The sequence below is a fragment of the Citrobacter sp. Ct235 genome (assembly GCF_030332305.1).
GTDB classification, from domain to species: domain Bacteria; phylum Pseudomonadota; class Gammaproteobacteria; order Enterobacterales; family Enterobacteriaceae; genus Citrobacter_A; species Citrobacter_A telavivensis.
In genome coordinates, this window is record NZ_JAOWIC010000044.1 from 45,907 (window position 1) to 71,447 (window position 25,541).

21 protein-coding genes and 4 tRNA genes are annotated in these 25,541 nt (G+C 54.7%); 4 read left to right on the plus strand and 21 right to left on the minus strand.

Annotated elements, in window-relative coordinates; all coding sequences use genetic code 11:
• Positions 1 to 8 precede the first annotated feature (8 nt).
• Positions 9 to 1,199 (plus strand): uroporphyrinogen-III C-methyltransferase, encoded by a 1,191-nt coding sequence (gene hemX / locus OGY35_RS11580; RefSeq protein ID WP_286632343.1) that lies wholly within the window; start codon positions 9 to 11, stop codon positions 1,197 to 1,199.
• A 2-nt stretch (positions 1,200 to 1,201) separates the two neighbouring features.
• Positions 1,202 to 2,398, plus strand: coding sequence for a protoheme IX biogenesis protein HemY (hemY, locus tag OGY35_RS11585; protein ID WP_178827873.1), 1,197 nt, complete (start codon positions 1,202 to 1,204; stop codon positions 2,396 to 2,398).
• A 575-nt stretch (positions 2,399 to 2,973) separates the two neighbouring features.
• Here hemY and OGY35_RS11590 read toward each other — a convergent pair.
• From OGY35_RS11590 to trxA, 20 genes are all read right to left on the minus strand, one after another.
• Positions 2,974 to 3,050: transfer RNA gene (locus OGY35_RS11590), tRNA-Pro, on the minus strand.
• A gap of 42 nt (positions 3,051 to 3,092) precedes the next feature.
• Positions 3,093 to 3,179 (minus strand) — tRNA-Leu (locus OGY35_RS11595).
• 19 nt (positions 3,180 to 3,198) lie between these two features.
• Positions 3,199 to 3,274 (minus strand) — tRNA-His (locus OGY35_RS11600).
• Positions 3,275 to 3,330: 56 nt separating this feature from the next.
• Positions 3,331 to 3,407 (minus strand) — tRNA-Arg (locus OGY35_RS11605).
• A gap of 102 nt (positions 3,408 to 3,509) precedes the next feature.
• A complete protein-coding gene (gene thrP, locus OGY35_RS11610; RefSeq protein ID WP_152400939.1) occupies positions 3,510 to 4,895 on the minus strand; it encodes a bifunctional threonine/serine APC transporter ThrP in 1,386 nt (461 codons plus the stop codon).
• A 203-nt stretch (positions 4,896 to 5,098) separates the two neighbouring features.
• Positions 5,099 to 5,839 (minus strand): lipopolysaccharide N-acetylmannosaminouronosyltransferase, encoded by a 741-nt coding sequence (gene wecG, locus OGY35_RS11615; protein ID WP_286632344.1) that lies wholly within the window; start codon positions 5,837 to 5,839, stop codon positions 5,099 to 5,101.
• Between the two features lie 2 nt (positions 5,840 to 5,841).
• Positions 5,842 to 7,194: an ECA oligosaccharide polymerase gene (gene wzyE, locus OGY35_RS11620; RefSeq protein ID WP_286632345.1), complete on the minus strand. Its 1,353-nt coding sequence runs from the start codon at positions 7,192 to 7,194 to the stop codon at positions 5,842 to 5,844.
• A complete protein-coding gene (locus OGY35_RS11625; RefSeq protein ID WP_178825261.1) occupies positions 7,191 to 8,270 on the minus strand; it encodes a TDP-N-acetylfucosamine:lipid II N-acetylfucosaminyltransferase in 1,080 nt (359 codons plus the stop codon). The genes wzyE and OGY35_RS11625 overlap by 4 nt, the downstream gene beginning before the upstream one ends.
• The gene (wzxE, locus tag OGY35_RS11630; protein WP_286632346.1) at positions 8,267 to 9,517 is read right to left on the minus strand and encodes a lipid III flippase WzxE; all 1,251 of its coding nucleotides are present in this window, start codon (positions 9,515 to 9,517) and stop codon (positions 8,267 to 8,269) included. Before wzxE ends, OGY35_RS11625 begins: the two co-directional genes overlap by 4 nt.
• Before the next feature lies 1 nt (position 9,518).
• Positions 9,519 to 10,649: a dTDP-4-amino-4,6-dideoxygalactose transaminase gene (gene rffA / locus OGY35_RS11635; protein WP_152400927.1), complete on the minus strand. Its 1,131-nt coding sequence runs from the start codon at positions 10,647 to 10,649 to the stop codon at positions 9,519 to 9,521.
• A gap of 4 nt (positions 10,650 to 10,653) precedes the next feature.
• The gene (gene rffC, locus OGY35_RS11640; protein ID WP_286632347.1) at positions 10,654 to 11,331 is read right to left on the minus strand and encodes a dTDP-4-amino-4,6-dideoxy-D-galactose acyltransferase; all 678 of its coding nucleotides are present in this window, start codon (positions 11,329 to 11,331) and stop codon (positions 10,654 to 10,656) included.
• Positions 11,309 to 12,190, minus strand: a complete 882-nt coding sequence (gene rfbA / locus OGY35_RS11645; RefSeq protein ID WP_178825751.1) for a glucose-1-phosphate thymidylyltransferase RfbA — start codon at positions 12,188 to 12,190, stop codon at positions 11,309 to 11,311. The genes rffC and rfbA overlap by 23 nt, the downstream gene beginning before the upstream one ends.
• Positions 12,191 to 12,209: 19 nt before the next feature.
• Positions 12,210 to 13,277, minus strand: coding sequence for a dTDP-glucose 4,6-dehydratase (gene rffG, locus OGY35_RS11650; protein WP_152400921.1), 1,068 nt, complete (start codon positions 13,275 to 13,277; stop codon positions 12,210 to 12,212).
• On the minus strand, positions 13,277 to 14,539 hold the full coding sequence (gene wecC / locus OGY35_RS11655; protein WP_286632348.1) for a UDP-N-acetyl-D-mannosamine dehydrogenase: 1,263 nt from the start codon (positions 14,537 to 14,539) through the stop codon (positions 13,277 to 13,279). Before wecC ends, rffG begins: the two co-directional genes overlap by 1 nt.
• Positions 14,536 to 15,666 carry a non-hydrolyzing UDP-N-acetylglucosamine 2-epimerase gene (wecB, locus tag OGY35_RS11660; protein WP_286632349.1) on the minus strand — a complete coding sequence of 377 codons (1,131 nt, stop codon included), beginning with the start codon at positions 15,664 to 15,666 and terminating at the stop codon, positions 14,536 to 14,538. Before wecB ends, wecC begins: the two co-directional genes overlap by 4 nt.
• Before the next feature lie 55 nt (positions 15,667 to 15,721).
• Positions 15,722 to 16,768 (minus strand): ECA polysaccharide chain length modulation protein, encoded by a 1,047-nt coding sequence (gene wzzE, locus OGY35_RS11665; protein WP_152400915.1) that lies wholly within the window; start codon positions 16,766 to 16,768, stop codon positions 15,722 to 15,724.
• 11 nt (positions 16,769 to 16,779) lie between these two features.
• Entirely contained in the window at positions 16,780 to 17,883 is a 1,104-nt protein-coding gene (gene wecA, locus OGY35_RS11670; RefSeq protein WP_152400912.1) for a UDP-N-acetylglucosamine--undecaprenyl-phosphate N-acetylglucosaminephosphotransferase, read from the minus strand.
• A 238-nt stretch (positions 17,884 to 18,121) separates the two neighbouring features.
• The gene (gene rho / locus OGY35_RS11675) at positions 18,122 to 19,381 is read right to left on the minus strand and encodes a transcription termination factor Rho (RefSeq protein WP_002437993.1); all 1,260 of its coding nucleotides are present in this window, start codon (positions 19,379 to 19,381) and stop codon (positions 18,122 to 18,124) included.
• 87 nt (positions 19,382 to 19,468) lie between these two features.
• On the minus strand, positions 19,469 to 19,588 hold the full coding sequence (locus OGY35_RS11680) for a rho operon leader peptide (RefSeq protein WP_071887707.1): 120 nt from the start codon (positions 19,586 to 19,588) through the stop codon (positions 19,469 to 19,471).
• 134 nt (positions 19,589 to 19,722) lie between these two features.
• Positions 19,723 to 20,052, minus strand: a complete 330-nt coding sequence (gene trxA, locus OGY35_RS11685) for a thioredoxin TrxA (RefSeq protein WP_001280776.1) — start codon at positions 20,050 to 20,052, stop codon at positions 19,723 to 19,725.
• 240 nt (positions 20,053 to 20,292) lie between these two features.
• Between trxA and rhlB the strand changes: the two genes are divergently transcribed.
• Positions 20,293 to 21,561 carry an ATP-dependent RNA helicase RhlB gene (gene rhlB / locus OGY35_RS11690; RefSeq protein ID WP_046492918.1) on the plus strand — a complete coding sequence of 423 codons (1,269 nt, stop codon included), beginning with the start codon at positions 20,293 to 20,295 and terminating at the stop codon, positions 21,559 to 21,561.
• Between the two features lie 136 nt (positions 21,562 to 21,697).
• Positions 21,698 to 23,179, plus strand: a complete 1,482-nt coding sequence (gene gppA, locus OGY35_RS11695) for a guanosine-5'-triphosphate,3'-diphosphate diphosphatase (RefSeq protein ID WP_152400910.1) — start codon at positions 21,698 to 21,700, stop codon at positions 23,177 to 23,179.
• A 128-nt stretch (positions 23,180 to 23,307) separates the two neighbouring features.
• Here the strand turns inward: gppA and rep are convergent, their stop codons facing one another.
• Positions 23,308 to 25,329: a DNA helicase Rep gene (gene rep / locus OGY35_RS11700; RefSeq protein ID WP_152400908.1), complete on the minus strand. Its 2,022-nt coding sequence runs from the start codon at positions 25,327 to 25,329 to the stop codon at positions 23,308 to 23,310.
• Positions 25,330 to 25,541: the final 212 nt, after the last annotated feature.

Consider the following 25,541-nt stretch of genomic DNA (forward strand, 5'->3'; position numbering starts at 1 on the left):
AAGCCATAATGACGGAACAAGAAAAATCCTCCGCCGTGGTTGAAGAGACCAGGGAGGCCGTGGAGACTCAGCCACAGCCAGCTACTGCTGAAAAAAAGAGTAAAAACGGCACTGCGCTGATACTGAGTGCGGTGGCGATTGCCATTGCGCTGGCCGCAGGTGTTGGGCTCTATGGCTGGGGAAAACAACAGGCGACCACGCAGACCGCAACCAGCGATGCGCTGGCTAATCAGCTGACCGCGCTGCAAAAAGCGCAGGAAAGCCAAAAAGCGGAACTGGAAGGCGTCATTAAACAGCAGGCAGCACAACTGGAGCAGGCCAACCGTCAGCAAACTGAGCTGGCGAAACAGTTGGATGAAGTCCAACAGAAAGTCGCCACCATCTCCGGCAGCGATGCCAAAACCTGGCTGCTCGCGCAGGCCGATTTCCTGGTCAAACTGGCCGGGCGTAAGCTGTGGAGCGATCAGGATGTCACGACGGCGGCCGCGCTGCTCAAAAGTGCAGATGCGAGCCTCGCGGACATGAACGATCCCAGCCTGATTACCGCGCGCCGGGCAATCACCGATGATATCGCCAGCCTTTCCTCTGTGGCTCAGGTCGATTACGACGGCATCATCCTGAAAATTAACCAGCTCTCTAACCAGATAGATAACCTGCGTCTGGCAGACAACGACAGCGACGGTTCGCCGATGGACTCCGACAGCCCTGAGCTTTCCAGTTCGATCAGCGAGTGGCGCGTCAATCTGCAAAAAAGCTGGCAGAACTTTATGGACAGCTTTATCACCATCCGCCGTCGCGATGATACCGCCGTCCCGCTGTTAGCGCCGAATCAGGATGTTTATCTGCGGGAAAATATCCGCTCTCGTCTGCTGGTTGCCGCACAGGCAGTGCCGCGCCATCAGGAAGAGACCTACCGTCAGGCGCTGGATAACGTCTCCACCTGGGTACGTGCTTACTACGATACCGACGACGCCACGACGAAAGCGTTCCTTGAGGAAGTGGACAAGCTAAGCCAGCAGAGCATCACGATGAACGTACCGGAAACGCTGCAAAGCCAGGCGATCCTCGAAAAACTGATGCAAACCCGCGTACGCAACCTGCTGGCACAACCGGCTGCCGCACCGTCTGAAGCGGCTCCCGTCCCTGCGCCTGAAGCACCGCAGGCAGAAGCCCCGGCAGCCGCGCCGCAAGGAGAATAATGATGCTAAAAGTATTATTGCTCTTTGTGCTGCTGATCGCGGGTATCGTGATCGGCCCGATGATTGCCGGTCATCAGGGTTACGTCCTGATCCAGACCGACACGTACAACATTGAAACCAGCGTAACAGGACTGGTCATCATCCTGATCCTGGCGATGGTCGTCCTGTTTGCCATTGAGTGGTTGTTACGCCGCATCTTCCGTACCGGCGCACATACGCGCGGTTGGTTTGTTGGCCGTAAACGTCGTCGCGCCCGCAAACAGACCGAACAGGCGCTGTTGAAACTGGCGGAAGGTGACTATCAGCAGGTTGAGAAGCTAATGGCAAAAAATGCCGATCATGCTGAACAGCCGGTGGTGAACTACCTGCTCGCCGCAGAAGCGGCGCAACAGCGCGGCGATGAAGCCCGTGCGAACCAGCATCTGGAACGTGCGGCAGAACTCGCCGGTAACGACACGATCCCGGTTGAGATTTCACGTGTCCGCCTGCAACTGGCGCGCAACGAGAATCATGCCGCGCGCCACGGCGTGGACAAACTGCTGGAGGTGACTCCGCGTCATCCGGAAGTATTACGTCTGGCGGAACAGGCCTACATCCGCACCGGCGCCTGGAGTTCTCTGCTCGATATCATCCCGTCAATGGCGAAAGCTAACGTCGGTGATGAAGAACATCGTGCGATGCTGGAACAGCAGGCGTGGATTGGTTTGATGGATCAGGCGCGTGCCGATCAGGGCAGCGATGGTCTACGCGAATGGTGGAAAAACCAGAGCCGTAAAACCCGCCATCAGGTCGCCCTGCAGGTGGCAATGGCTGAGCATCTAATTGAATGCGACGATCACGATATGGCGCAGCAGATTATTATCGACGGTCTGAAGCGTCAATATGACGATCGCCTGGTGCTGCCAATTCCGCGTCTGAAAACCAATAACCCGGAACAGCTGGAAAAAGTGCTGCGTCAGCAGATCAAGACCGTCGGCGATCGTCCGCTGCTATGGAGCACGCTGGGCCAGTCGCTGATGAAGCATGGCGAATGGCAGGAGGCGACCGTTGCCTTCCGCGCGGCGCTCAAGCAACGCCCGGATGCGTACGATTACGCCTGGCTTGCTGACGCGCTCGACCGCCTGCATCAACCGGAAGAAGCGGCCACCATGCGCCGTGACGGCCTGATGCTGACGTTACAAAACACGCCCCCGCAGTAACGCCCTAACGCCCGGTGGCGCTTCGCTTACCGGGCCTACAAATTTCCCCACCGCAGAAATAAAAAAACGCCTGCTCTTTTGGAGCAGGCGTTAAACAGGTCTGTATGACAACATAAATGGGTGCTTCACTCAACGTTATGTCCATGGTGTTTGATGAGGCCGAAGCGACATCTGTCTGTGGACGATAAGCACCGTAAACGGCTCTGCATCATTCCTGAGTTTATGAGGCACTATGGCGAGCATAAGAGATGGAATGAGCATCTACCCGTATATTATTGCACATTGCATGCCAGGATTGCACCGCTAAAAATAAGGATTAAGACAATTCACGATCCCTGTGCTGGCGCGGGTTGTCGGCAGCTTTCCCTATTTCTGCCCACCGGACACGCGATGAATTGTCGCTCAGCAGAGACAGATCTCACCCGATACACGAAAGCGCTGAAATATCAGAAAGTTAATCGTCACCAAATGGCGACAATGGCAAACAGGGTTGTCTCTGAGAAGCAACAGCAGAAAAGAAGAAGAAATTAAGTGGTGCAGAAAAAGAAAAACCCCGCCGAAGCGGGGTTCAAAATTGGTCGGCGAGAGAGGATTCGAACCTCCGACCCACTGGTCCCAAACCAGTTGCGCTACCAAGCTGCGCTACTCGCCGATGTACTGCTTTTTTGAATTTTTAGTTCAATTCATTAAGTCGTGGTGCGAGGGGGGGGACTTGAACCCCCACGTCCGTAAGGACACTAACACCTGAAGCTAGCGCGTCTACCAATTCCGCCACCTTCGCATTTCACAACTTTTAATAATGGGGTGGCTAATGGGATTCGAACCCACGACAACTGGAATCACAATCCAGGGCTCTACCAACTGAGCTATAGCCACCACTACAAATCTTTTTACGCGGTATCGAAACCACCGCAGCTCCAGCACCGGGTGAATGGTGCGCCCGACAGGATTCGAACCTGAGACCTCTGCCTCCGGAGGGCAGCGCTCTATCCAGCTGAGCTACGGGCGCTTAGCGCCGTTGCGGGGGTGGATAATACGGACTTCACACCCCGCTGTCTAGTGCCTTTTTAAATAAAATGCGCGTTTGGTTACGCTTTGCGCGTTTTGCCGCTTATTCCCCCGTTTTCTGGGCGATACCCTGACGGTTGAGGCCAAAAACCTTGTAAACAAGCGTCACGGCGCACAGGAAGATGATACCGACAAACAGCGACATACGGGTATCTTCATTAAAGTACATACCGATCAGAACGCAAACCAGGAACGCCATCGTCAAATAGTTTGCCCACGGGAACAAAATCGAACGGAACGGATGGCTGGCCATCGCCGCTTTATGCGCCCGGCGAAAACGCAGCTGGCTAATCAGAATCACAAACCACGGCACCATCCCCGGCAGCACGCTTGCACTATAAACATAGACGAAGACGCGCTGCGGATTAGGAATGATGTAGTTCAGGCACGAACCGACCAGCAGAATCAGAATCGATAGCGCCACGCCCGCCACCGGAACGCCATGACGAGAGACTTTCGCCATCGCCGCCGGCAGTTGACGGTTCTTCGCCAGCGCGTAGAGCATACGCCCACAGCTGTACATTCCGCTGTTACAGCCAGACAGCGCAGCGGTCAGCACGACAAAGTTGATAATCGCCGCGGCGGTGGTGATACCAATTTTGGCAAAGGTCAGGACGAACGGACTGCCGTTGCTGCCAATTTCGTTCCACGGGAAGATGGTGACGATCACGAATATCGCGCCCACGTAGAAGATCAGAATACGCCATAACACCTTGCCAACCGCGCTACGCAACGTAACCTGCGGGTTCTTGGCTTCACCCGCCGTAATCCCGATCAGCTCCACCCCCTGATAAGAGGCGACCACAATACACAGCGCGGTGAGGAAGCCTTTCCAGCCGCCAGCAAAGAAGCCGCCGTGCTCAGTCAGGTTGCCAAAGCCAATCGGCTGGCCGCCGTTGCCCAGGCCGAAGAAAATCACGCCCAGACCCACCACAATCATCACGATGATGGTAGTGACTTTAATCATCGCGAACCAGAACTCGATTTCGCCATACAGCCGAACGGCCGCCAGGTTTGCCAGCGCCACCAGTCCAACGGCTATCAGCGCCGGTATCCATTGCGCCATCTCCGGGAACCAGAACTGGACATAGACGCCGATCGCGGTGATTTCCGAGATACCAACCGCCATCCACATAAACCAGTAAGACCACGCGGTGAGATAACCGAAGAACGGACTCATGTAGCGGTGAGCATAAACGGCGAAAGATCCGGCTACTGGCTCCAGGAACAGCATCTCACCCATTGAGCGCATAATAAAAAAGACGAACAGGCCGGCGACGATATACGCCAGCAACACCGAAGGTCCTGCCCATTTCAGGGTGCTTGCCGCCCCCATAAACAGACCGACGCCAATGGTGCCCCCCAGGGCAATCAATTCGATATGACGAGCCTCCAGCCCACGCTGTAGCTCAGGTTTTTTCTCTGCCATAAATCCTCTTGTCGTGTTTGTTTGCTTTCCGGCATTGCCGGTTATTGTTATGGGTACATCGCTGGGGGCGCATGTTTTCGCAAATTTGGCAAAATGGCAAACGAAGCATTAAAAAAATGCATATTTTGTATAATAACGGAGCAAAAATGCGGCAGTGAGGTAGCGCATGGAGCAGAATGCGCTACCCACACGAGGAAGGGGTTTCAGATATTTCCGCTGTAGTGCCAGCGCAGGTAACGCAGTAAACGGAGCTGACGAGTAATGCGGCTCGGCTGCGACAGCAGGCGATACAGCCACTCCAGCCCCAGGTTCTGCCACACTTTCGGCGCGCGTTTTACGTGACCAGTGAAGACGTCATAAGTGCCACCGACCCCCATATAGAGCGCATGCGGATGCACCTGTCGGCAATCGCGCATAAAGATTTCCTGTTTCGGCGATCCCATCGCCACGGTAACGATTTTCGCTCCGCTGGCATGGATCTGCTCAAACAGCGCAGAACGCTGCTCTGGCGTAAAATAGCCGTCCTGGCTACCCACAATGTTCACATTCCACTGGGCGCGCAGTTTCGCTTGCGTTTGCGCCAGCACGTCTGGTTTTCCGCCCACCAGGAATACCGGCGTACCTTCCTCGCCCGCGCGGGCCATCAACGCTTCCCAGAGATCGGCACCCGCCACGCGAGAAACCTGGGCATCCGGAAATTTTTTGCGTACCGAGCGCACGACGCTAATCCCGTCGGCATATTTATACTCAGCCGCCTCAATCAGGGCGCGGACTTCCGGGTTATCTTCCGCCGTCAGAACCTTTTCTGCGTTAATCGCCACCAGCGTACCTTGCTTAAGCTGGCCGCCAGCGTAGAGATAGTCCAGCGCATGGTGCATATCTCGCCAGCCAATCAGCTGGAGCCCGCGCAGATCGTAAATCGGTGCCGTTGTATTATCAGTCATTGCTATCCTTCAACCTGTTTGTCTGGCAGGGCTCGCAAACGTTTATGGATCAGTCCGGCCTGGTCAAACAGCCAGAACAAAAGTTTTGCCACCAGCAAACAGGCACCAAAAACCACCAGGAAAAAAACAACACGCGAGACAAACGAGTCCAGTCCCTCTCGCGCCAGCACGATCATATTAAAAATCGCGCCAAAGCAGAAACTATGCAAAATCGCGGCCTTGTAGCGGTTTGTCTCACGATTACCCAGCGCATACAGCCAGTCGAACCATTTGATGATCAATCCCACCACAATCGCTCCCAGCGGGATAAACAACGCCCCGCCCATCACCACCAGCGACCCAATCAGCGTCGGCGAGATCGCCAGACCGGAATGGTTGTTCAGCACTTCCCACGTAAAATAGTTCGCGGTATTCAGCACCACGCTCGGTCGCCCCGGCCACAGCCAGGAGGGAATAAAGACATAGAAATCGCGGACAATCGGCGCCAGCCCCTGGAACTCAATCTTGTCGTAGTTTTGCAGCAGCAGCGCCAGGTTCTCCCACGGAGAAAACGTGTCGCGGGTGAGATAGAGAAACGTGTAGAACGCTTCGTCACCGCTGACGTTCAGTCCGTAGCGCTTCAGCGCCAGCCAGAACATGCCGACAATCCCCAGCACACCCGCCGCTGCCAGCATCCACAACGAGATCCAGCCGCGAATAATGCCGATGAACAGGAAAATGGCGAAGGCGATGATGATATTGGCGCGGGTACCGCCGACGATCATATACGTCAGTAAGCCAAATGCGACCGTGCTGACCAGGAAGAACAGCCACGCTTTGCTGTCCTGACGCAGGAAATAGACCACCAGCATCGCCGGGATAAAAAAGTAAAAGAAGCGCTTTAGCGCCACACCGGAGACTTCGCTGGAGAAAATCTGGCTGTACGACTGTAGACGGAACAGCAAAAAGCCGTTGTGCATGAAGAAGATGCCCACGCTGATGAGCGCAATCCCCATCAGAATCACCCAGGTAAGATGGGTTTCTACCCGGTTCATAGTGAACAGCGGTTTGCGCGGCACATCTGACACCCGTTTGCGTAAGCGGGTCTTATAGGTCACATAGTAGATCGCGTAGAAACAGGCGGCGGAAAGCAGCGCCTGTAGCAGGATTTCCGGCGGCGCGACGGCGACGTCAAAGCGGAACGCCAGCACGCTGGTTAGCGGAAAGCCAAAAAAGAAGGTCAGTAAAAACAGCAGCGAGAAAAACACGTTGAAGTTGAAGCGCACGCGGCGGAATTCAAACCAGGTCAGCGTAGCGATAAACAACGTGGAGAGGAGCCAGACGACAAACAGGCCGCTGAACTGCATCAGGCTCATAGTGCCTCCCCTGCGGCGACCTGCAATGCGTGATGCCAGGGCTGCAAATAGTTCGGGCTAAAGAAGGTAATGGCGTTTTTATCCACGGATGCCAGTTGGCGCTGCGCCTCGCGCACCACCTGTTCGTTCAGCTCGTCGCTCGTGAAGAGCACCGGAAGATGCTGTTCCACCATGTCCTGCCAGAACGGATTCTCGCGGTTCAGCACGCACGGTACACCCGCCTGAATTAGCAAGCATAAGGTGCCAATTCCCTGCTGACGGGCAAAAATAAAGTACCCGAGATCGCACTGCCGAAGCAGCGCCAGATAGTCCTCGAACGCCAGCTTGTCGCTGAGGATCTGCAGGTTATCTGCGCTGAACAAGCTCAGTCCCGCCTGGCGGACTTGCGCAATATACGCGTCGTTGTTCGGCGGATAGCCCATCGGGACCACCACGTTTACCGTGTCGCCAAACTGCTGATGCACCGCCCGCAGCGCAGCAATATGTTCGTTACTGCGATCGCCAGAGTTACCCACCAGAATGGTCATTTTTCCGCTGCGTTGGCGAAAGTTCACCATATTGTTGAGCGAGGGATCCATTCGCGTCGGGAAATAGAGCAGCTCACCCGGCACGCGCGGGTGCTGTTGAGCGAAATAGTTCAGATCGCCACGGGTGGCAAAAATGCCCCCGACACGGCTTTGCGCCAGGCGGCGAATCGGGTAAAACAGTTTGAATTTCAGTCCGCTGGAGACTTCATACAGATCTGCGCCCCAGATATGCCAGTAAAACTGGCTGGGCTTGATTCCCCCGCTCAGTAATGCCAGCCACAGCGTCGTATTAAACTGACCGTGGAAGAAGAAGCGCTGTTGTCTGTTCGCTTTGGCTTGCGCAATCACCGCCTCCGCCAGCGATTTTTTACCGCTGAAGAAACGAATGGACAGCGCCGGGCAGCTTTCCGTCAGCCCGGCATCCTGACCCGCAACCATGAAGACACGGGCATGCTCGCTGGTCGATGCCAGCGTATCGTTGAAAAACCGCAGCACGGTTTGATTATGGTGAGGGATATCCGATCCCAGTACGTGAATCAATACTGTCATGCCCGCCTACGCCAGAGTAAAAATACGCAACAACACAGAGAGAAATAGACGACGTACGTGGCCATGTAGGCCTGTGCCGCACCCAGCGCGCCGTGTGCCGGGATCAGCCAGTGCGCAAATGCCGTCAGTAAAATGAACTGGCTGATTTCAGCCAAAATATAAAATCGCAGTGATGCTTTGGCGATCACCAGATAACCGAAGACATACGCCCCGACCTTCAACACATCTCCGATTAACTGCCAGGCAAACAGATCGCGCATGGCGGTGAATTTTTCAGAGAACAGCAGCCAGATAGCAAAATCACGCAGCAGCCAGACGGTGAAACTCGCGGCGGCCACCGCAGGCAGAACAAACTTCAGCGACTTCACCACTTCTCGCGTGATATCCCGTTTTTCGGTGAGGCGCGACAGCGTCGGCAACAGGTAGACGCTGAACGAAGCGGTAATAAATTGTAGGTAAGCATCCGAAATACTGCTCACCCCTTGCCAGATCCCGACGTCGTCCCAGCTGTAGTGCGCAGCCAGCAGGTTTCGCATCATCACATAGGCCACGGGCAGCGTGACGGAGGTGATCAGCGCCATCAGGGTAAACTTGCTGAGTTGCCCCGCCAGCCCCTTGTCCCAGGACGGCCACAGATAGCGCAGCGGGATCGTCCCGCGTTTCATCAGCATGGCAGCCGCAGGGATCACCACCAGCGCGGGCACCAGCGCCAGACCAAGGAGCGCGCCTTCATAGCCGCCCAATCGGTAACAGCCATAGTAGGCAATGACGCCCACCAGGCTGCCGACCATCAGTGACAGCGCATTTCCGGCCGCATCACGAAATCCTTTCATCAACGCCAGCAGCAGGTTGGCCCAGGCAATCCCCATCTGCACCAACGCCACTAAGCGCACCAGCCCCTGATACTGAGTATGGCCGAATAGCGCCTGGCTAATCGGTGCCGCCGCGAGCAAAAACACCAGCGCCAGCAGCGTCGAAAAACCCAGCACCATGGCCGAGGACGTACCGACAACCCGCCGCAGTTGTTCCGGATTATCATGGGACTGCGCGACGTATTTGGTGACGCCATTGAAAATCCCGGCCCCCGCCAGGACACCGAGTACGGTGACCATCTGACGGAAGTTTCCAGCCTGGCCGACGCCAGCCGGACCGAAAGATACCGCCAGCAACTTAACGACCAGTAACCCCGCGCCAATTTTGACCAGCGTGCTGGCCGCCGTCCACAAGGACGCTTTCGCAAGCGACATATCAGGCGAAATAGTTAAGCAATGTCGTCATCACCGTACGCTGATTCACTGCCGACAGGTTATAAAACAGCGGCAGGCGCAGCAGGCGCTCACTCTCTTTGGTGGTGTAGCGATCCTCGCCGGAAAATTCACCAAACTTGTCGCCCGCCGGGCTGTCATGCAGCGGAATGTAATGGAACACCGCCATAATTTCAGCTTCTTTCAGGAAGTTAATCAGCGCATTACGATCGTCAATGTCGCGCAGCTTGATATAAAACATATGGGCGTTCTGTTTACAGTCATCCGGAATGGACGGCAGTTCAATTCTGCCGGCACGCGCCAGCGGTGCGAGGGCATCGTAGTAGGTCTGCCACAGCGCCAGACGCTGCTGATTAATACGGTCCGCCGCTTCCAGTTGTGCCCAGAGATAGGCGGCCTGTAGATCGGACATCAAATAGCTGGAACCAATATCGCGCCAGGTATATTTGTCGACCTGACCGCGGAAGAACTGGCTGCGGTTAGTGCCTTTTTCGCGAATAATTTCCGCACGCTCGATAAGGCTGCGATCGTTAATCAGCGTTGCGCCGCCTTCGCCACCCGCCGTGTAGTTTTTCGTTTCGTGGAAGCTGAAGCAGCCGATGTGGCCTATCGTTCCCAGCGCACGGCCTTTGTAAGTCGACATGACGCCCTGCGCGGCATCTTCCACGACAAACAGGTTGTACTTATCCGCCAACGCCATGATGGTGTCCATCTCACAGGCCACGCCCGCGTAATGAACAGGCACAATCGCCCGCGTTTTTTCGCCGATCGCGGCTTCAATACGTGTTTCGTCGATGTTCATGGTATCCGGACGGATATCCACAAAGATGATTTTGGCACCGCGCAGCACAAACGCATTCGCGGTCGACACGAAGGTGTAACTCGGCATGATCACTTCATCACCCGGCTGAATATCCAGCAGCAGTGCCGCCATCTCCAGGGAGGCGGTACAGGAAGGCGTCAGCAACACCTTCGCACTGCCAAAACGCTGCTCCAGCCACTGCTGACAACGACGAGTAAAGCCGCCATCGCCGCACAGTTTGCCGCTGCCCATCGCAGACTGCATATAGTCAAGTTCGGTTCCCACCACCGGCGGTGCGTTAAACGGAATCATGTTGTCACCTGTATAACCAGTACGCGGTGCTTTCAATATTCGCACCGCTTTGTATATAACGTTTAAGCGCGGCGGTGTTGCCCATCTGGGTCGCCACCCGCAATGTTGTTTTGCCGCGCGCCTGCGCCCAGCCCAGCGCCGCCTGCATCAGCTCGGCTCCTGCGCCATACCCGGCGAGTAAGCCGATGCGCGCCTCACCGTCATCAAGTTCGCGCAGTGAAACATAGCCGCGAATATCGCCGTTTGAGGTACGAAGCACCAGACACTGATGATCAAACGTGCCGTGTACCGCGTTTTCAATCCACTGCGCATAAAAGCGGGCGCTGGCGTCAGGCGCGTACCACGGCGCACGAAAGCGACTTTGCGCAAAGGCCGCCGCAGCGAGTTGACGCAATGCCGGAATGTCCGTCAGTTGTGCAATTTCTGCGCCAGTTTGCCCGCAGGTTTTCCCGACGCTGACGGCAAGATCCACTTCCCCTTCCACCAGCGCAAAGCCAAGCTGTTGCAAGGCATCCAGCGCGGCGGTATTGGCCGCCGGAATTTTAGCCTGCACCCGTGACCAGGGCTGTAAGACTTCAGCGGTTAAAAACGGCGCCACGGGATCCAGCCGGACAATCGCACTGTTCACGCCAAAGAAGCGGTTTTCCCAACCCAGCGGTTCAATACTGGCGCGGACGTGCACGAAGCAGCTCCAGCAAATATTGGCCGTAGCCCGTTTTCGCTAAGGCGCTGGCGGCACGTCTCACGCCGTCATCATCCAGCCAGCCATTGCGCCAGGCAATCTCTTCCAGACAGGCAATTTTGAATCCCTGACGCTTTTCAACCGTCTGCACAAAGGTACTCGCCTCAATCAGGCTGTCATGCGTCCCGGTATCGAGCCAGGCAAAACCGCGCCCCAGCAACTCAACTGTCAGATCGCCCGCTTCAAGATACATCTGGTTGATAGAGGTGATCTCCAGTTCGCCGCGTTCAGACGGTTTCACACGCTTCGCGTACTCCACCACGTTGCGGTCGTAGAAATAGAGCCCGGTCACCGCCCAGTTAGATTTAGGCTGCTTCGGTTTCTCTTCTAACGAGATGGCGCGGAAATTGTCATCAAACTCCACCACGCCAAACCGTTCCGGATCCATCACCTGATAGCCAAACACGGTTGCCCCTTCGGTACGCGCAGCCACATGACGCAATTTGGGGCTAAACCCCTGACCGAAGAAGATATTATCGCCTAACACCAGGCAGGAAGGTTCACCGTTAAGGAACGTCTCACCGATGATAAACGCTTGCGCCAGACCATCTGGACTCGGTTGTTCGGCATACTGCAGATGAATGCCGAATTCAGAACCGTCACCCAACAGGCGCTGAAAATACCCTTTATCTTCCGGCGTGGTAATAATCAGGATCTCGCGAATGCCTGCCAGCATGAGCACCGATAACGGATAATAAATCATCGGTTTATCGTAAATAGGCAGCAGCTGTTTAGACACGCCGCGCGTGATAGGATGCAGACGGGTGCCGGACCCTCCCGCCAGAATGATACCTTTCATGCCTTCTTCCTCCGGGTAATCACCCCTTCAGACCCAAACGTTGGCCCTGATAGCTGCCATCCTGCACGGGCTTCCACCAGGCCTCATTCGCCAGATACCACTGCACGGTTTTACGCATACCGCTTTCAAAGGTTTCCTGCGGCGTCCAGCCAAGCTCACGGGCGATTTTCGACGCGTCAATGGCGTAACGTAAGTCGTGACCAGGACGATCGTCCACAAAGGTAATCAGGTCGCGGTAGTGCGCGATACCCTGCGGTTTGTTCGGTGCCAGTTCTTCCAGCAGGTCGCAAATCGTCTCAACCACGTCCAGATTCTTACGCTCGTTATGACCGCCGATGTTATACGTTTCACCGATTTCCCCGGTAGTCGCCACGCAGTACAGCGCTCTGGCGTGATCGTCCACATAGAGCCAGTCGCGGATCTGCTGTCCGTTGCCATACACGGGCAGCGGTTTACCTGCCAGCGCATTGAGCGTCATCAACGGGATCAGTTTTTCCGGGAAGTGGTATGGGCCATAGTTGTTAGAGCAGTTGGTGATAAGCGTCGGGAAGCCGTAGGTACGCAGCCAGGCGCGCACCAAGTGATCGCTACTGGCTTTTGACGCGGAATAGGGGCTGCTTGGGGCGTACGGCGTCGTCTCAGTAAAGAAATCATCCGTCGAGTGCAAATCGCCATACACTTCATCCGTCGAGATATGATGGAAGCGAAACGCCGATTTTTTCTCATCAGCCCGTTCACCCCAGTACGCCCGCGCCGCTTCCAGCAGCGTGTAGGTACCAACAATGTTGGTTTCGATAAACGCCGCCGGGCCGTCGATAGAGCGATCGACATGGCTTTCGGCAGCCAGATGCATCACGCAGTCTGGCTGATACTGTTGAAAAACCCGATCCAGCGAGGCGCGATCGCAAATATCCACTTTCTCGAAGGCAAAGCGCTCGCTCTGCGCTACCGGCGCCAGCGACATCAGATTGCCAGCGTAGGTGAGTTTATCCACCACCACCACCGCATCCGCCGTCTCATTAATGATATGCCGTACCACCGCTGAACCGATGAAACCTGCGCCACCAGTCACCAGAATCCGTTTCATTAACGCCACACTCCTTTGGTATCCACGATGTACTGCTGATGCACGGCATCACCCTGGATGGCTTTAAACGGGCTGTGATCGACCAACATCACCAGCACGTCGGCAGTGGCCAGCGCGTCGTTAAGTTCTGCCAGTGTGCAAAGACCATCCAGCTTTTTCGGCAGTTGGTGGATATTCGGTTCCACCACCAGCGTTTCACCGCTGTGCCACTGGGCGATACTTTTCGCGATCCCCATCGCCGGGCTTTCACGCAGATCGTCGATATTGGGTTTGAATGCAAGACCGAAGCAGGCGATTTTCACTTCGCTGGCGCGCTTGTCCGTCGCCGCCAGGCAGTCCGCAACGGCGGCTTTGACCTGAGCGACAACCCAGTGCGGTTTGCTGTCGTTCACTTCACGCGCGGTACGAATCAGACGCGACTGCTGCGGATTCTGCGCCACAATAAACCACGGATCGACAGCAATACAGTGCCCGCCGACGCCCGGTCCCGGCTGGAGAATGTTGACACGCGGATGGCGGTTCGCCAGGCGAATCAGCTCCCAGACGTTAATCCCCTGCTCGGCGCAAATCAGCGACAGTTCGTTGGCAAAGGCGATATTGACGTCGCGGAAGCTATTTTCCGTCAGCTTGCACATTTCTGCCGTACGGGAATTCGTCACCACGCACTCGCCTTCAAGGAATATCTTGTACAGTTCACTGGCGCGCGCCGAGCACACCGGCGTCATGCCGCCGATCACCCGGTCATTCTTGATCAGTTCCACCATCACCTGCCCCGGCAGCACACGTTCAGGACAATAAGCGATATTCACATCCGCCTGCTCTCCAGCCTGTTGCGGGAAAGTGAGATCCGGGCGCATTTCTGCCAGCCACGCCGCCATCTGTTCGGTCGCACCGACCGGAGAGGTCGACTCGAGGATCACCAGCGCGCCCTTTTTCAGCACCGGCGCAACGGATTTCGCCGCCGCTTCGACATAGGTCATGTCCGGCTCATGTTCGCCTTTAAACGGCGTCGGCACGGCAATCAGATACGCATCAGCGTCAACGGGCGTGGTGGTGGCGCGCAGGAAGCCGCCTTCCACCGCCGTTTTCACCACGTTATCCAGATCCGGCTCAACAATATGGATTTCACCGCGATTGATGGTCTCCACCGCATGCGGGTTAACGTCCACCCCAATCACCTGCTTTTGGCGCGAAGCAAAGGCAGCCGCCGTCGGCAAACCGATATATCCCAGCCCAATAACAGAAATGGTAGAAAAACTCATAGCGATACCCGATTGTTTTTTAACGCGTGTAAAATACGGCCACAGGCCTGCCCGTCGCCATAAGGGTTATGGGCGCGGCTCATGGTCTGATATTCGTTTTCGTCATGCAGCAAACGCGTGACTTCTTCAACAATGCGCTGTGGGTCTGTCCCCACCAGACGCACCGTACCCGCGGTAATGGCCTCGGGGCGTTCGGTCGTTTCGCGCATCACCAGCACCGGTTTACCCAGTGACGGGGCCTCTTCCTGAATCCCGCCGGAGTCCGTCAGAATCAGCCAGGCGTGATTCATCAGCCAGACAAAGGGCAGATAGTCCTGCGGTTCAATCAGCGTCACGTTTTTAACATGGCCGAGAATACGGTTGACCGGCTCGCTGACGTTCGGGTTCAGGTGCACTGGGTAGACAATCTGCACATCCTGATTAGCGGCCGCAATCTCCGCCAGGGCATGGCAAATCTGCTCAAACCCGCGACCAAAGCTTTCACGACGATGACCGGTCACCAGGATCAGCTTCTTATCAGAACTGAGGAACGGATACTGTTCAGCCAGTTCTGAACGTAGCGTATCGCTCGCCAGAACGCGGTCGCGCACCCAGATCAGCGCATCAATCACCGTATTGCCGGTGACAAAGATACGACTGTCGGCGATGTTCTCGCGCAGCAGGTTTTGCCGTGAGTTCTCCGTCGGCGCAAAGTGATACATCGCCAGATGCCCGGTTAGCGTACGGTTTGCTTCTTCCGGCCACGGGGAATAGAGATCGCCAGTGCGTAGCCCGGCTTCGACATGACCTACCGGTATGCGCTGGTAAAACGCGGCCAGACTGGTCGCAATAGTGGTAGTGGTATCTCCGTGAACCAACACCACATCCGGCTTGAAGTCAGCGAGGATAGGCTTCAGCCCTTCCAGTATCCGACAGGTAATTTCTGTCAACCCCTGACCTGGCTGCATGATGTTGAGATCGTAGTCAGGGACAATAGAAAAGAGGTTCAATACCTGATCGAGCATCTCCCGGTGCTGCGCGGTGACGCAGACTTTTGCGTCGAAATCAGGATCCTTTGCCAGCGCATGCACCAGAGGTGCCATTTTTATGGCTTCCGGTCGCGTGCCAAATACAGTCAGTACTTTCACATCGATTCTCTTCGAATAGTCAGTGAGGGCCCAGCCCCTCACTGCGGCAGTCGTGCTAAATCGTGCGGCGGCGGGTTAACGCAACACCTGCGCCGATAAGCCCCCCCACGATGCCCCACATCACCATCAGGAAGGCACGGCGCGGGCTATCGCGTTTTACCGGTTCTTCCGGCGTACGCAAATAGCGATAGGTCTGAAAACGCGGGTCCAGAGTTGGCCCCACATTCAATGTATTTAGCATGGCTCGATTCTGGAAGTAGTCCAGGTCGAATGAGGGACCAACCGCCCGTAAATTTTCAAGGCGTGCCTGGAGCATCGGACGTCCGAGCAGAAACAGCTCAGAATCCGGTAATTCATCTGCCGGCACATCGGTCGCACTGCGGGAGATATTGTGCTGTTCAGCGATCTTAAGCGCCTGCTCAATACTGCTCACGCGGCGAGAGAAAATAGCTTTCGCCACCTCTTCCTGACGTTTGACCTGCGCCTTCATTTGCACGGTCCGTGCGGCCCACGCGCCTTTTAGTTCTTCGTTGAGATGGCTTGCCGCGCGCTGGCTGGAGAACGCCACATACTGACGCAGCAAATTGTTCGCATCAGGCGCGGTTTCGGCAATGAGTTTGACGCTGTCGTTAATGGCGCGGGCGAAATCACCGGGGGTGAACTGAATGTTATTGATCATCTCGTCAAGCATGGCGGCATCGGCTTTGCTGTTGCCGACCATTCGCTGCTTGTAGTAGTCGGTTTGCAACCAGAAGTCGCGGCGCGTATCCCAGGAGGCCAGTTGCATCACGAACTCTTTATAAGCTTCATCCATGACCGAAGGTTGATCGCCTGACGCGTTATCGGCTTTTATGTCCAGATTCCGCAAAAACTGCTGCTGGGAATAGTAACCGCCCAGCATATTCACCGTGGGGCGATCGGAGATTGCGGTCGCACTCCACTCCTGACGAGCAAAAAAAGTATACGCCAGCGCGATCAGCGCGAATAACAGCGCGATACCGACAATCCACACCTTCCCGGCCCACAAGGTACGAAACAACCCACGTATATCCAGTTCATTCTCAGCGCTCACAGCGTGTGCCCCCGGCAATGGTTGAGTCATCGCACCCTCATTTACTTGGTTAATTTCGGATTGTTATCACGGTTTCTTCGTAATCTGCGCTTCATGCGTTTGATGAACCTCGCCACCTTCCAGGCACGTTTAATGCAGTAACCGTAGAGGAAGAATGCTAGCAAAAAGAGCACCAACATGGCCCATTCCGGGACAAAATGAGAATATTCCGCAAGCACGCCAATCGAGGCCAGTATCGCAGCGGCAAGCGTGATCAGGACAAACGCCTGACGTGAAGTAAACCCTGCGCGCATGATCAAATGATGAATATGCTGACGGTCTGGCGAGAACGGGCTCATCCCTTTACGCAGACGACGGTACATGATGGCCACCATATCCATCAGCGGAATGGCGATGATCCACAGCGCGGTAACCGGGCTTATCGGGTGCGTTTTCCCCTGGGTGGTTTCTAGCAGGATCCAGATAACGGTAAAACCAATCAGCGTGCTGCCAGCGTCGCCCATAAACACTTTATAGCGACGGCCGAGTGCACCGAGGTTCAGCAGAATATATGGCAGGATGGCGGCGATCATGGCAAAGCACCAGATAGCCAGACTTGTCTGTCCATCAAACCACAGGATAAGTCCCATCGCGGCAAATGAGACGCTTGAGAGTCCGCCTAATAAGCCGTCGATACCATCCACCATGTTGAATGCGTTGATCGCAGCCCATACGGCGAAGAGTGTGAGGAAATAACCAAATGGCCCGAGCACCATCTCCCACGGACCAAAGATATAGCCGAGGCTACTGAGGTAAAGCTTGCCCACCACCATCATGATCACGCCGATAGCGGCCTGAATGGTGGCACGAATTTTTACGCTAATATCAAAGCGATCGTCCAGTGCGCCGATAAAGACCAGTACACCGGCACAAGCCAGATAGAGAGCCGCATGGGGAATATAAACATTCACAATGCTGAATGTGAAACAAATCCCCGCATAAACTGAGATGCCCCCAACCAACGGTATCAATCCCTGGTGGCGTTTACGGAAGTTGGGTTTATCCACTAAACCGACCTTTTTTGCGACCTTGCGTGCAAAAAACAGGAACAGTGTCGTGAATAAAAAAATACTGATGAGATCAGTACTGACTGTCAGTAAATTCACAATGCGTGCTCTCAGAGAAAATTATTAGCAGAAGTATAACCACGAAGACCTGTATTCAGAAGGGAAACTCCATCCCGAACCGTCTGTTTTGTATAATTATTAACCACGCGTCGCACTTGATAACTGACACACGCGTAGTGGAGGGTGATAACCCGTTATTTGTTAACTTGCCGTTAAGATTACAGACATAAAAGCAAAACGCCACGTAAAAACGTGGCGTTTTCGGCTGAGAGCGAGTTTACGAGCGCTTCATCATGTCGAAGAAGTCGTCGTTAGTCTTGGTCATCGCCAGTTTATTAATGAGGAATTCCATTGCGTCGATTTCGCCCATCGGGTGAATAATCTTACGCAGGATCCACATTTTCTGCAGCTCTTCCTGAGTGGTGAGCAGCTCTTCTTTACGGGTACCGGAACGGTTGTAGTCGATAGCCGGGAAGACGCGTTTTTCAGCAATCTTACGAGAGAGGTGCAGCTCCATGTTACCGGTGCCCTTAAACTCTTCGTAGATAACTTCATCCATCTTAGAACCGGTATCGATCAGCGCCGTTGCGATGATGGTCAGGCTGCCGCCCTCTTCCACGTTACGTGCCGCACCGAAGAAACGCTTCGGACGATGCAGGGCGTTAGCGTCCACACCACCGGTCAGCACTTTACCGGAGGCCGGAACCACGGTGTTGTAAGCGCGCGCCAGACGGGTGATGGAGTCGAGCAGAATGATAACGTCTTTTTTATGTTCAACCAGACGTTTCGCTTTCTCGATAACCATTTCCGCAACCTGAACGTGACGGGATGCCGGTTCGTCAAAGGTAGAAGCAACAACTTCACCTTTCACCAGACGCTGCATCTCGGTCACTTCTTCCGGACGTTCGTCGATAAGCAGCACCATCAGCACACAGTCTGGGTGGTTGTAAGCGATGCTCTGCGCAATGTTTTGCAGCAGCATGGTTTTACCGGCTTTCGGCGGTGCGACGATCAGACCACGCTGACCACGACCGATTGGCGAAGCCAGATCCAGAACGCGCGCCGTTAAGTCTTCGGTAGAACCGTTACCACGTTCCATACGCAGACGAGAGTTTGCGTGCAGCGGGGTTAAGTTTTCGAAGAGAATTTTGTTACGGGCGTTTTCCGGTTTGTCATAGTTAACTTCGTTAACTTTCAGCAGCGCAAAGTAGCGTTCGCCTTCTTTTGGCGGGCGAATCTTACCAGAAATGGTATCACCAGTGCGGAGGTTGAAACGGCGGATTTGGCTGGGGGAAACGTAGATGTCATCAGGACCGGCGAGATAGGAGCTGTCTGCAGAACGGAGGAAACCAAATCCATCCTGCAATATCTCCAGCACACCGTCACCAAAGATATCTTCGCCACTCTTTGCGTGCTGCTTCAGGATGGCAAAAATAATGTCCTGCTTACGCATACGAGCCAGGTTTTCCAGCCCCATATTTTCGCCGAGAGTGATCAGCTCAGAAACCGGCGTATTCTTTAATTCGGTAAGATTCATAGTGGTGTGAGTTCTTAAACTTGGGGTAAATCTCGAACTTAATGTTGTGAATGGTATGGCAGGGTCATCCATGCCTGTTTGCGGCCATCAACTCATGTCTGTTCGCTGTCTGGTCACAGGAAAGTACGCAGAACTGAAACGACAAGACGGATTGAATGATAAGCCAGGAATCTGTCCACTTCTCGTGCGAGAAAAAACGGGAAGTATTGGAGTTATCAAGATTCAAACTTAAATAAGGTATGTTTAATTCGAAGTCAACACTAACTTAGCACGACTCACGTCGGGCGTCCAGTCATCCGAATCATTTAGGATCCTGGTCGCCCGAACATGAGACGTCCGGCTTACGCCAGGTTAGCGTCGAGGAACTCTTTCAACTGACCTTTGGACAGTGCGCCCACTTTGGTCGCTGCAACTTCACCGTTTTTAAACAGCAGCAGGGTCGGGATGCCACGGATACCATACTTCGGCGCGGTGCCTGGGTTTTGGTCAATGTTCAGTTTAGCAACCGTCAATTTACCCTGATATTCGTCAGCGATTTCATCCAGAATCGGGGCGATCATTTTGCACGGTCCGCACCACTCTGCCCAGAAATCAACGAGGATCGCCCCGTCCGCTTTGAGTACATCCGTGTCAAAACTGTCGTCAGTCAGGTGAATAATTTTATCGCTCATATAAACTCCACAGGAAAAAGCCTGGTGTGTTGGTATATACAACATCATCCTTCAAGCGGCCTCTTTGTTGGCTTCGCTCATCGCCCCAGTCACGTACTCTGTACGTTCCTGTGGACGCATTTGCTTGCCGCCTCGACGCATCATGAATGATTTGTGTATAGCATTAACCAACTAAAGGTTGACTTTATTTCACCGGATACGCTTTCGTAAAGCAATAGTAAGCTGATATTCTACCACACTATGAGCAAAACACATTTAACAGAACAGAAGTTTTCCGACTTCGCCCTGCACCCAAAGGTTATTGAAGCCCTTGAAAATAAAGGCTTTCATAACTGCACGCCCATTCAGGCCCTCGCACTGCCGCTTACGCTGGCTGGTCGCGATGTTGCAGGGCAGGCGCAAACCGGTACCGGAAAAACGATGGCGTTCCTGACGTCAACGTTTCATTATCTTCTCTCTCATCCCGCGATTGACGATCGCAAGGTGAACCAGCCACGTGCCTTAATTATGGCGCCGACGCGTGAGTTAGCCGTGCAGATCCACGCCGATGCCGAGCCACTGGCACAGACGACCGGTCTGAAGCTGGGCCTCGCTTACGGCGGTGACGGTTACGACAAACAGCTGAAAGTGCTGGAAAGCGGCGTCGATATTTTAATTGGCACCACGGGTCGTCTGATCGACTACGCGAAACAGAATCACATCAATCTTGGCGCCATCCAGGTGGTGGTCCTCGATGAAGCCGATCGCATGTACGATCTGGGCTTTATTAAAGATATCCGCTGGCTGTTCCGCCGCATGCCGCCGGCCAACCAGCGCCTGAACATGTTGTTCTCTGCCACCCTTTCTTACCGCGTGCGTGAACTGGCGTTCGAACAAATGAACAACGCCGAATACGTTGAAGTCGAGCCGGAACAAAAAACGGGTCACCGTATTAAAGAAGAGCTTTTCTATCCGTCTAACGAAGAGAAAATGCGCTTACTGCAAACGCTGATCGAAGAAGAGTGGCCGGATCGCGCCATCGTCTTCGCGAACACCAAACACCGTTGCGAAGATATCTGGGGTAGCCTTGCCGCTGACGGTCATCGCGTCGGTTTGCTGACGGGCGACGTAGCGCAGAAAAAACGTCTGCGTATCCTCGACGAATTCACCCGTGGCGATCTGGATATCCTGGTAGCGACCGACGTCGCCGCGCGCGGCCTGCACATTCCTGCCGTCACGCACGTCTTTAACTACGATCTGCCGGACGATTGCGAAGACTACGTACACCGTATTGGTCGTACGGGCCGTGCTGGCGCAAGCGGTCACTCCATCAGCCTGGCCTGTGAAGAGTACGCCCTGAACCTGCCCGCCATTGAAACCTACATTGGTCACTCAATTCCGGTGAGTAAATATAATCCGGATGCGTTGATGAACAACCTGCCGAAGCCGCTGCGTCTGACGCGCACGCGTCCTGGCAATGGCCCGCGTCGCTCTGGCGGTGCCCCGCGTAATCGTCGTCGCTCAGGTTAAGAAACGTTATGCCATACACAAAATTATTCAGCCTGTATCAAGGCGGCAAGAAAACGCATCACGATGAGCTTACTTTAGTCAGTGATTCGGGTGAGAGAATGCAGCCAACACAGATACAGGTTGAAGGATGAAGTGTATGAACTCTACCTCGTTGTACGCAGCCATTGATCTCGGTTCCAATAGTTTTCATATGCTGGTAGTACGCGAGGTAGCGGGTAGTATCCAGACGCTCACGCGCATTAAACGCAAAGTGCGTCTGGCCGCCGGTCTGAACAGTAACAATGTCCTTTCTGCTGATGCAATGGAGCGCGGTTGGCAATGCCTGCGTCTGTTCGCCGAGCGCCTTCAGGATATTCCGCAGCCTCAAATCCGCGTGGTCGCCACGGCAACCTTGCGTATCGCAGTGAATGCCAGCGAGTTTATCGCTAAAGCGCAGGAAATCCTCGGTTGTTCGGTTCAGGTCATCAGCGGTGAAGAAGAAGCGCGCCTGATTTATCAGGGCGTGGCGCACACCACTGGCGGAGCGGATCAGCGTCTGGTCGTCGATATTGGCGGTGCCAGCACCGAACTGGTCACCGGAACAGGCGCACAAACCACCTCGTTGTTCAGCCTGTCGATGGGCTGTGTCACCTGGCTTGAACGCTACTTTACCGATCGCAATCTGGCGCAAGAAAATTTCGACGAAGCGGAAAAAGCCGCGCGAGATGTGCTGCGTCCGGTTGCCGATGAACTTCGCTATCATGGCTGGAAAGTCTGCGTCGGTGCCTCCGGTACTGTTCAGGCGTTGCAGGAAATCATGATGGCGCAGGGAATGGATGAGCGCATCACGCTGGCAAAATTGCAGCAGTTGAAACAGCGAGCCATTCACTGTGGCCGTCTGGAAGAGCTGGAAATTGAAGGGTTAACTCTGGAACGCGCGCTGGTGTTCCCCAGCGGGCTGGCCATTCTGATCGCGATCTTCACCGAACTTAATATTCAATGCATGACCCTGGCCGGTGGGGCGTTGCGCGAAGGACTGGTCTACGGAATGCTGCATCTCGCAGTGGATCAGGATATTCGCAGCCGCACGCTGCGTAACATTCAACGCCGGTTTATGGTAGATACCGAACAGGCGCATCGCGTCGCGAATCTGGCGGTGAGTTTTCTCGATCAGGTAGAAAATGAGTGGCATCTTGAGCCGATCAGTCGCGAACTGCTGATCAGCGCCTGCCAACTGCACGAGATAGGCCTGAGCGTTGATTTCAAGCAAGCGCCTTCGCATGCCGCCTATCTGGTTCGCAATCTGGATTTGCCGGGCTTCACGCCTGCACAGAAAAAACTGCTCGCCACGCTGCTGTTAAATCAGACCAACCCGGTCGATCTCTCGTCGTTGCATCAGCAAAACGCCGTACCGCCGCGCGTGGCGGAGCATCTCTGCCGTCTGCTCAGACTGGCGATTATCTTTGCCAGCCGCCGTCGTGACGATCTGGTGCCGGCCATTACGCTGCAGGCGTCGAATGAAATTCTCGCCTTAACGCTGCCGCCGGACTGGCTGGAACAGCATCCGCTGGGGAAAGAGTTGATTGAACAAGAAAGCCAGTGGCAGAGCTATGTCCACTGGCCTTTAGAAGTACAGTAAGAAAGCGGCTGGTAAACCTGATGTCGGATGGCGCTACGCTTATCCGACCTACAGAGAGTTTTTTTCAATTCGTTGATATATAAATAAATTGTAGGCCGGGTAAGGCGAAGCCGCCACCCGGCATTATTTTATTGGCCGCGCTTTGCCGCCATCATGGCTTTCAGATTCGCCAGATGGCTTTGCCCTTTCTGCATTCGCTCTTCGGCGCTCACCACTTTACGCTCCTGCTCCCAAATCAGATCGTCCTGCGGTAACTCCAGCAGGAAGCGGCTCGGCTCCGGGCGCACCAGTTCACCATACTGACGCCGCTCTTTACACAGCGTAAAAATCAGCTCTTTCTGCGCACGGGTGATCCCAACATAGGCCAGGCGTCGCTCTTCGTCGATGTTGTCTTCATCGATACTGCTCTGGTGTGGCAGGAATCCCTCTTCCATTCCCACCATAAACACATACGGGAACTCCAGCCCTTTCGAGGCGTGCAGCGTCATCAGTTGCACCTGGTCCAGCTCTTCCTCACTCTCGCCGCGCTCCATCATGTCGCGCAGCGTGAAACGCGTGACAACCTGAGTGAGCGTCATAGGCTCATCCAGTTCGCTTCCTTCCAGCATTTCGGTCATCCAGCTAAACAGCTGGTTGACGTTTTTCATACGCATTTCAGCCGCTTTTGGGCTGGGGGAAGTTTCATAAAGCCAGGATTCGTAATCTATTCCGTGGATGAGATCGCGGACGGCGGCGATCGGCTCACGTTCCGCCAGCCTTTGAACATCGCCCAGCCAGTGGGTAAAACGGGTGAGCGAGTCATAGCCGCGCCCGGTGAGCGTCTGGCTCAATCCCAAATCAAAACTGGCGGTAAACAGGCTTTTGTTACGTGTCATCGCCCATTCGCCCAGCTTTTGCAGCGTGGCGGGGCCGATTTCACGTTTTGGCGTATTCACAATCCGCAGGAACGCGCTGTCATCATCCGGGTTGGTTAACACCCGTAGATAAGCCAGCAAATCTTTAATCTCCGGACGTGAGAAGAACGACGTCCCGCCGGAGATTTTGTATGGAATACGGTTCTGCATGAGGAATTTTTCAAACACCCGCGCCTGGTGATTGCCGCGATACAGAATGGCGTAATCTTTATATTCCGTTTTATTCACAAAGTGATGGGCGATCAGCTCCCCGGTCACCCGCTCGGCTTCGTGTTCCTCATTATTCGCACTCAGGACTTTGAGCTCTGCGCCGTATCCCAGTTCGGAAAAGAGACGCTTTTCAAAAACGTGAGGGTTGTTGGCAATGAGGATGTTCGCCGCCTTCAGGATCCGCCCGGAAGAGCGGTAGTTTTGCTCCAGTTTGATCACCTGTAACGCCGGGAAATCCTGACTTAACAGCACCAGGTTTTGCGGGCGCGCACCGCGCCAGGAGTAGATCGACTGATCGTCATCACCCACGACGGTGAATCGCGCCCGGTTTCCCACCAGCAGTTTCACCAGCTCGTACTGACTGGTGTTGGTATCCTGATATTCATCCACCAGCAGGTAGCGAATCTTGTTCTGCCAGCGCTCGCGCACTTCTTCATTGCGCTGTAGCAGCAACGTCGGCAGCAAAATCAGATCGTCAAAGTCGAGGACGTTACAGGCTTTCATATGCGCATCGTACAGACCGTAGCAGTGCGCGAAGATACGATCGCGTTCGCCTTTCGCACTGGCTGCCGCCTGCGCCGGCGTTTTGAGATCGTTCTTCCAGTTTGAGATTGTCGATATCAGCTGTTGCAGCACGACTTTGTCGTCTTCAATCAGCCCTTCCGTCAGGTCTTTTAGCAGCGCAACCTGGTCCGTATCGTCAAACAGCGAGAAATTCGATTTCATCCCCAGCGCGGCGTATTCGCGTTTAATCACCTCCAGCCCCAGCGTATGGAAAGTGGAGATCATTAACCCGCGCGCTTCTTTGCGCCCCAACGTCTGTCCGACACGCTCTTTCATCTCACGCGCCGCTTTGTTGGTAAAAGTCACCGCCGCAATGTGCCGCGCCTGATAACCGCAGCCACGGATCAGGTGAGCAATCTTATTGGTGATAACGCGAGTCTTACCGGAACCCGCACCCGCCAGCACCAGGCAAGGTCCGGTGACGAATTCGACAGCTTGTTGTTGGCCGGGATTTAAACGCATAGGAAAAAGTGCTCAATCTTCGAACGGGGGACGAATTGTAGCAGAAAGCGAGGCCAAGGGAGTAACAGGCTGCCTGTCCGGCAGCCTGAGAGTGATGACAAACCTCATCCCGATACCGGGTAAGCAGAGATAACCTAATTAAAAACCAGGAAAATCAATGTATTGATTTTCGACTGATAACCACAAAGAAGGAAAAACCACGTTTTATCCTT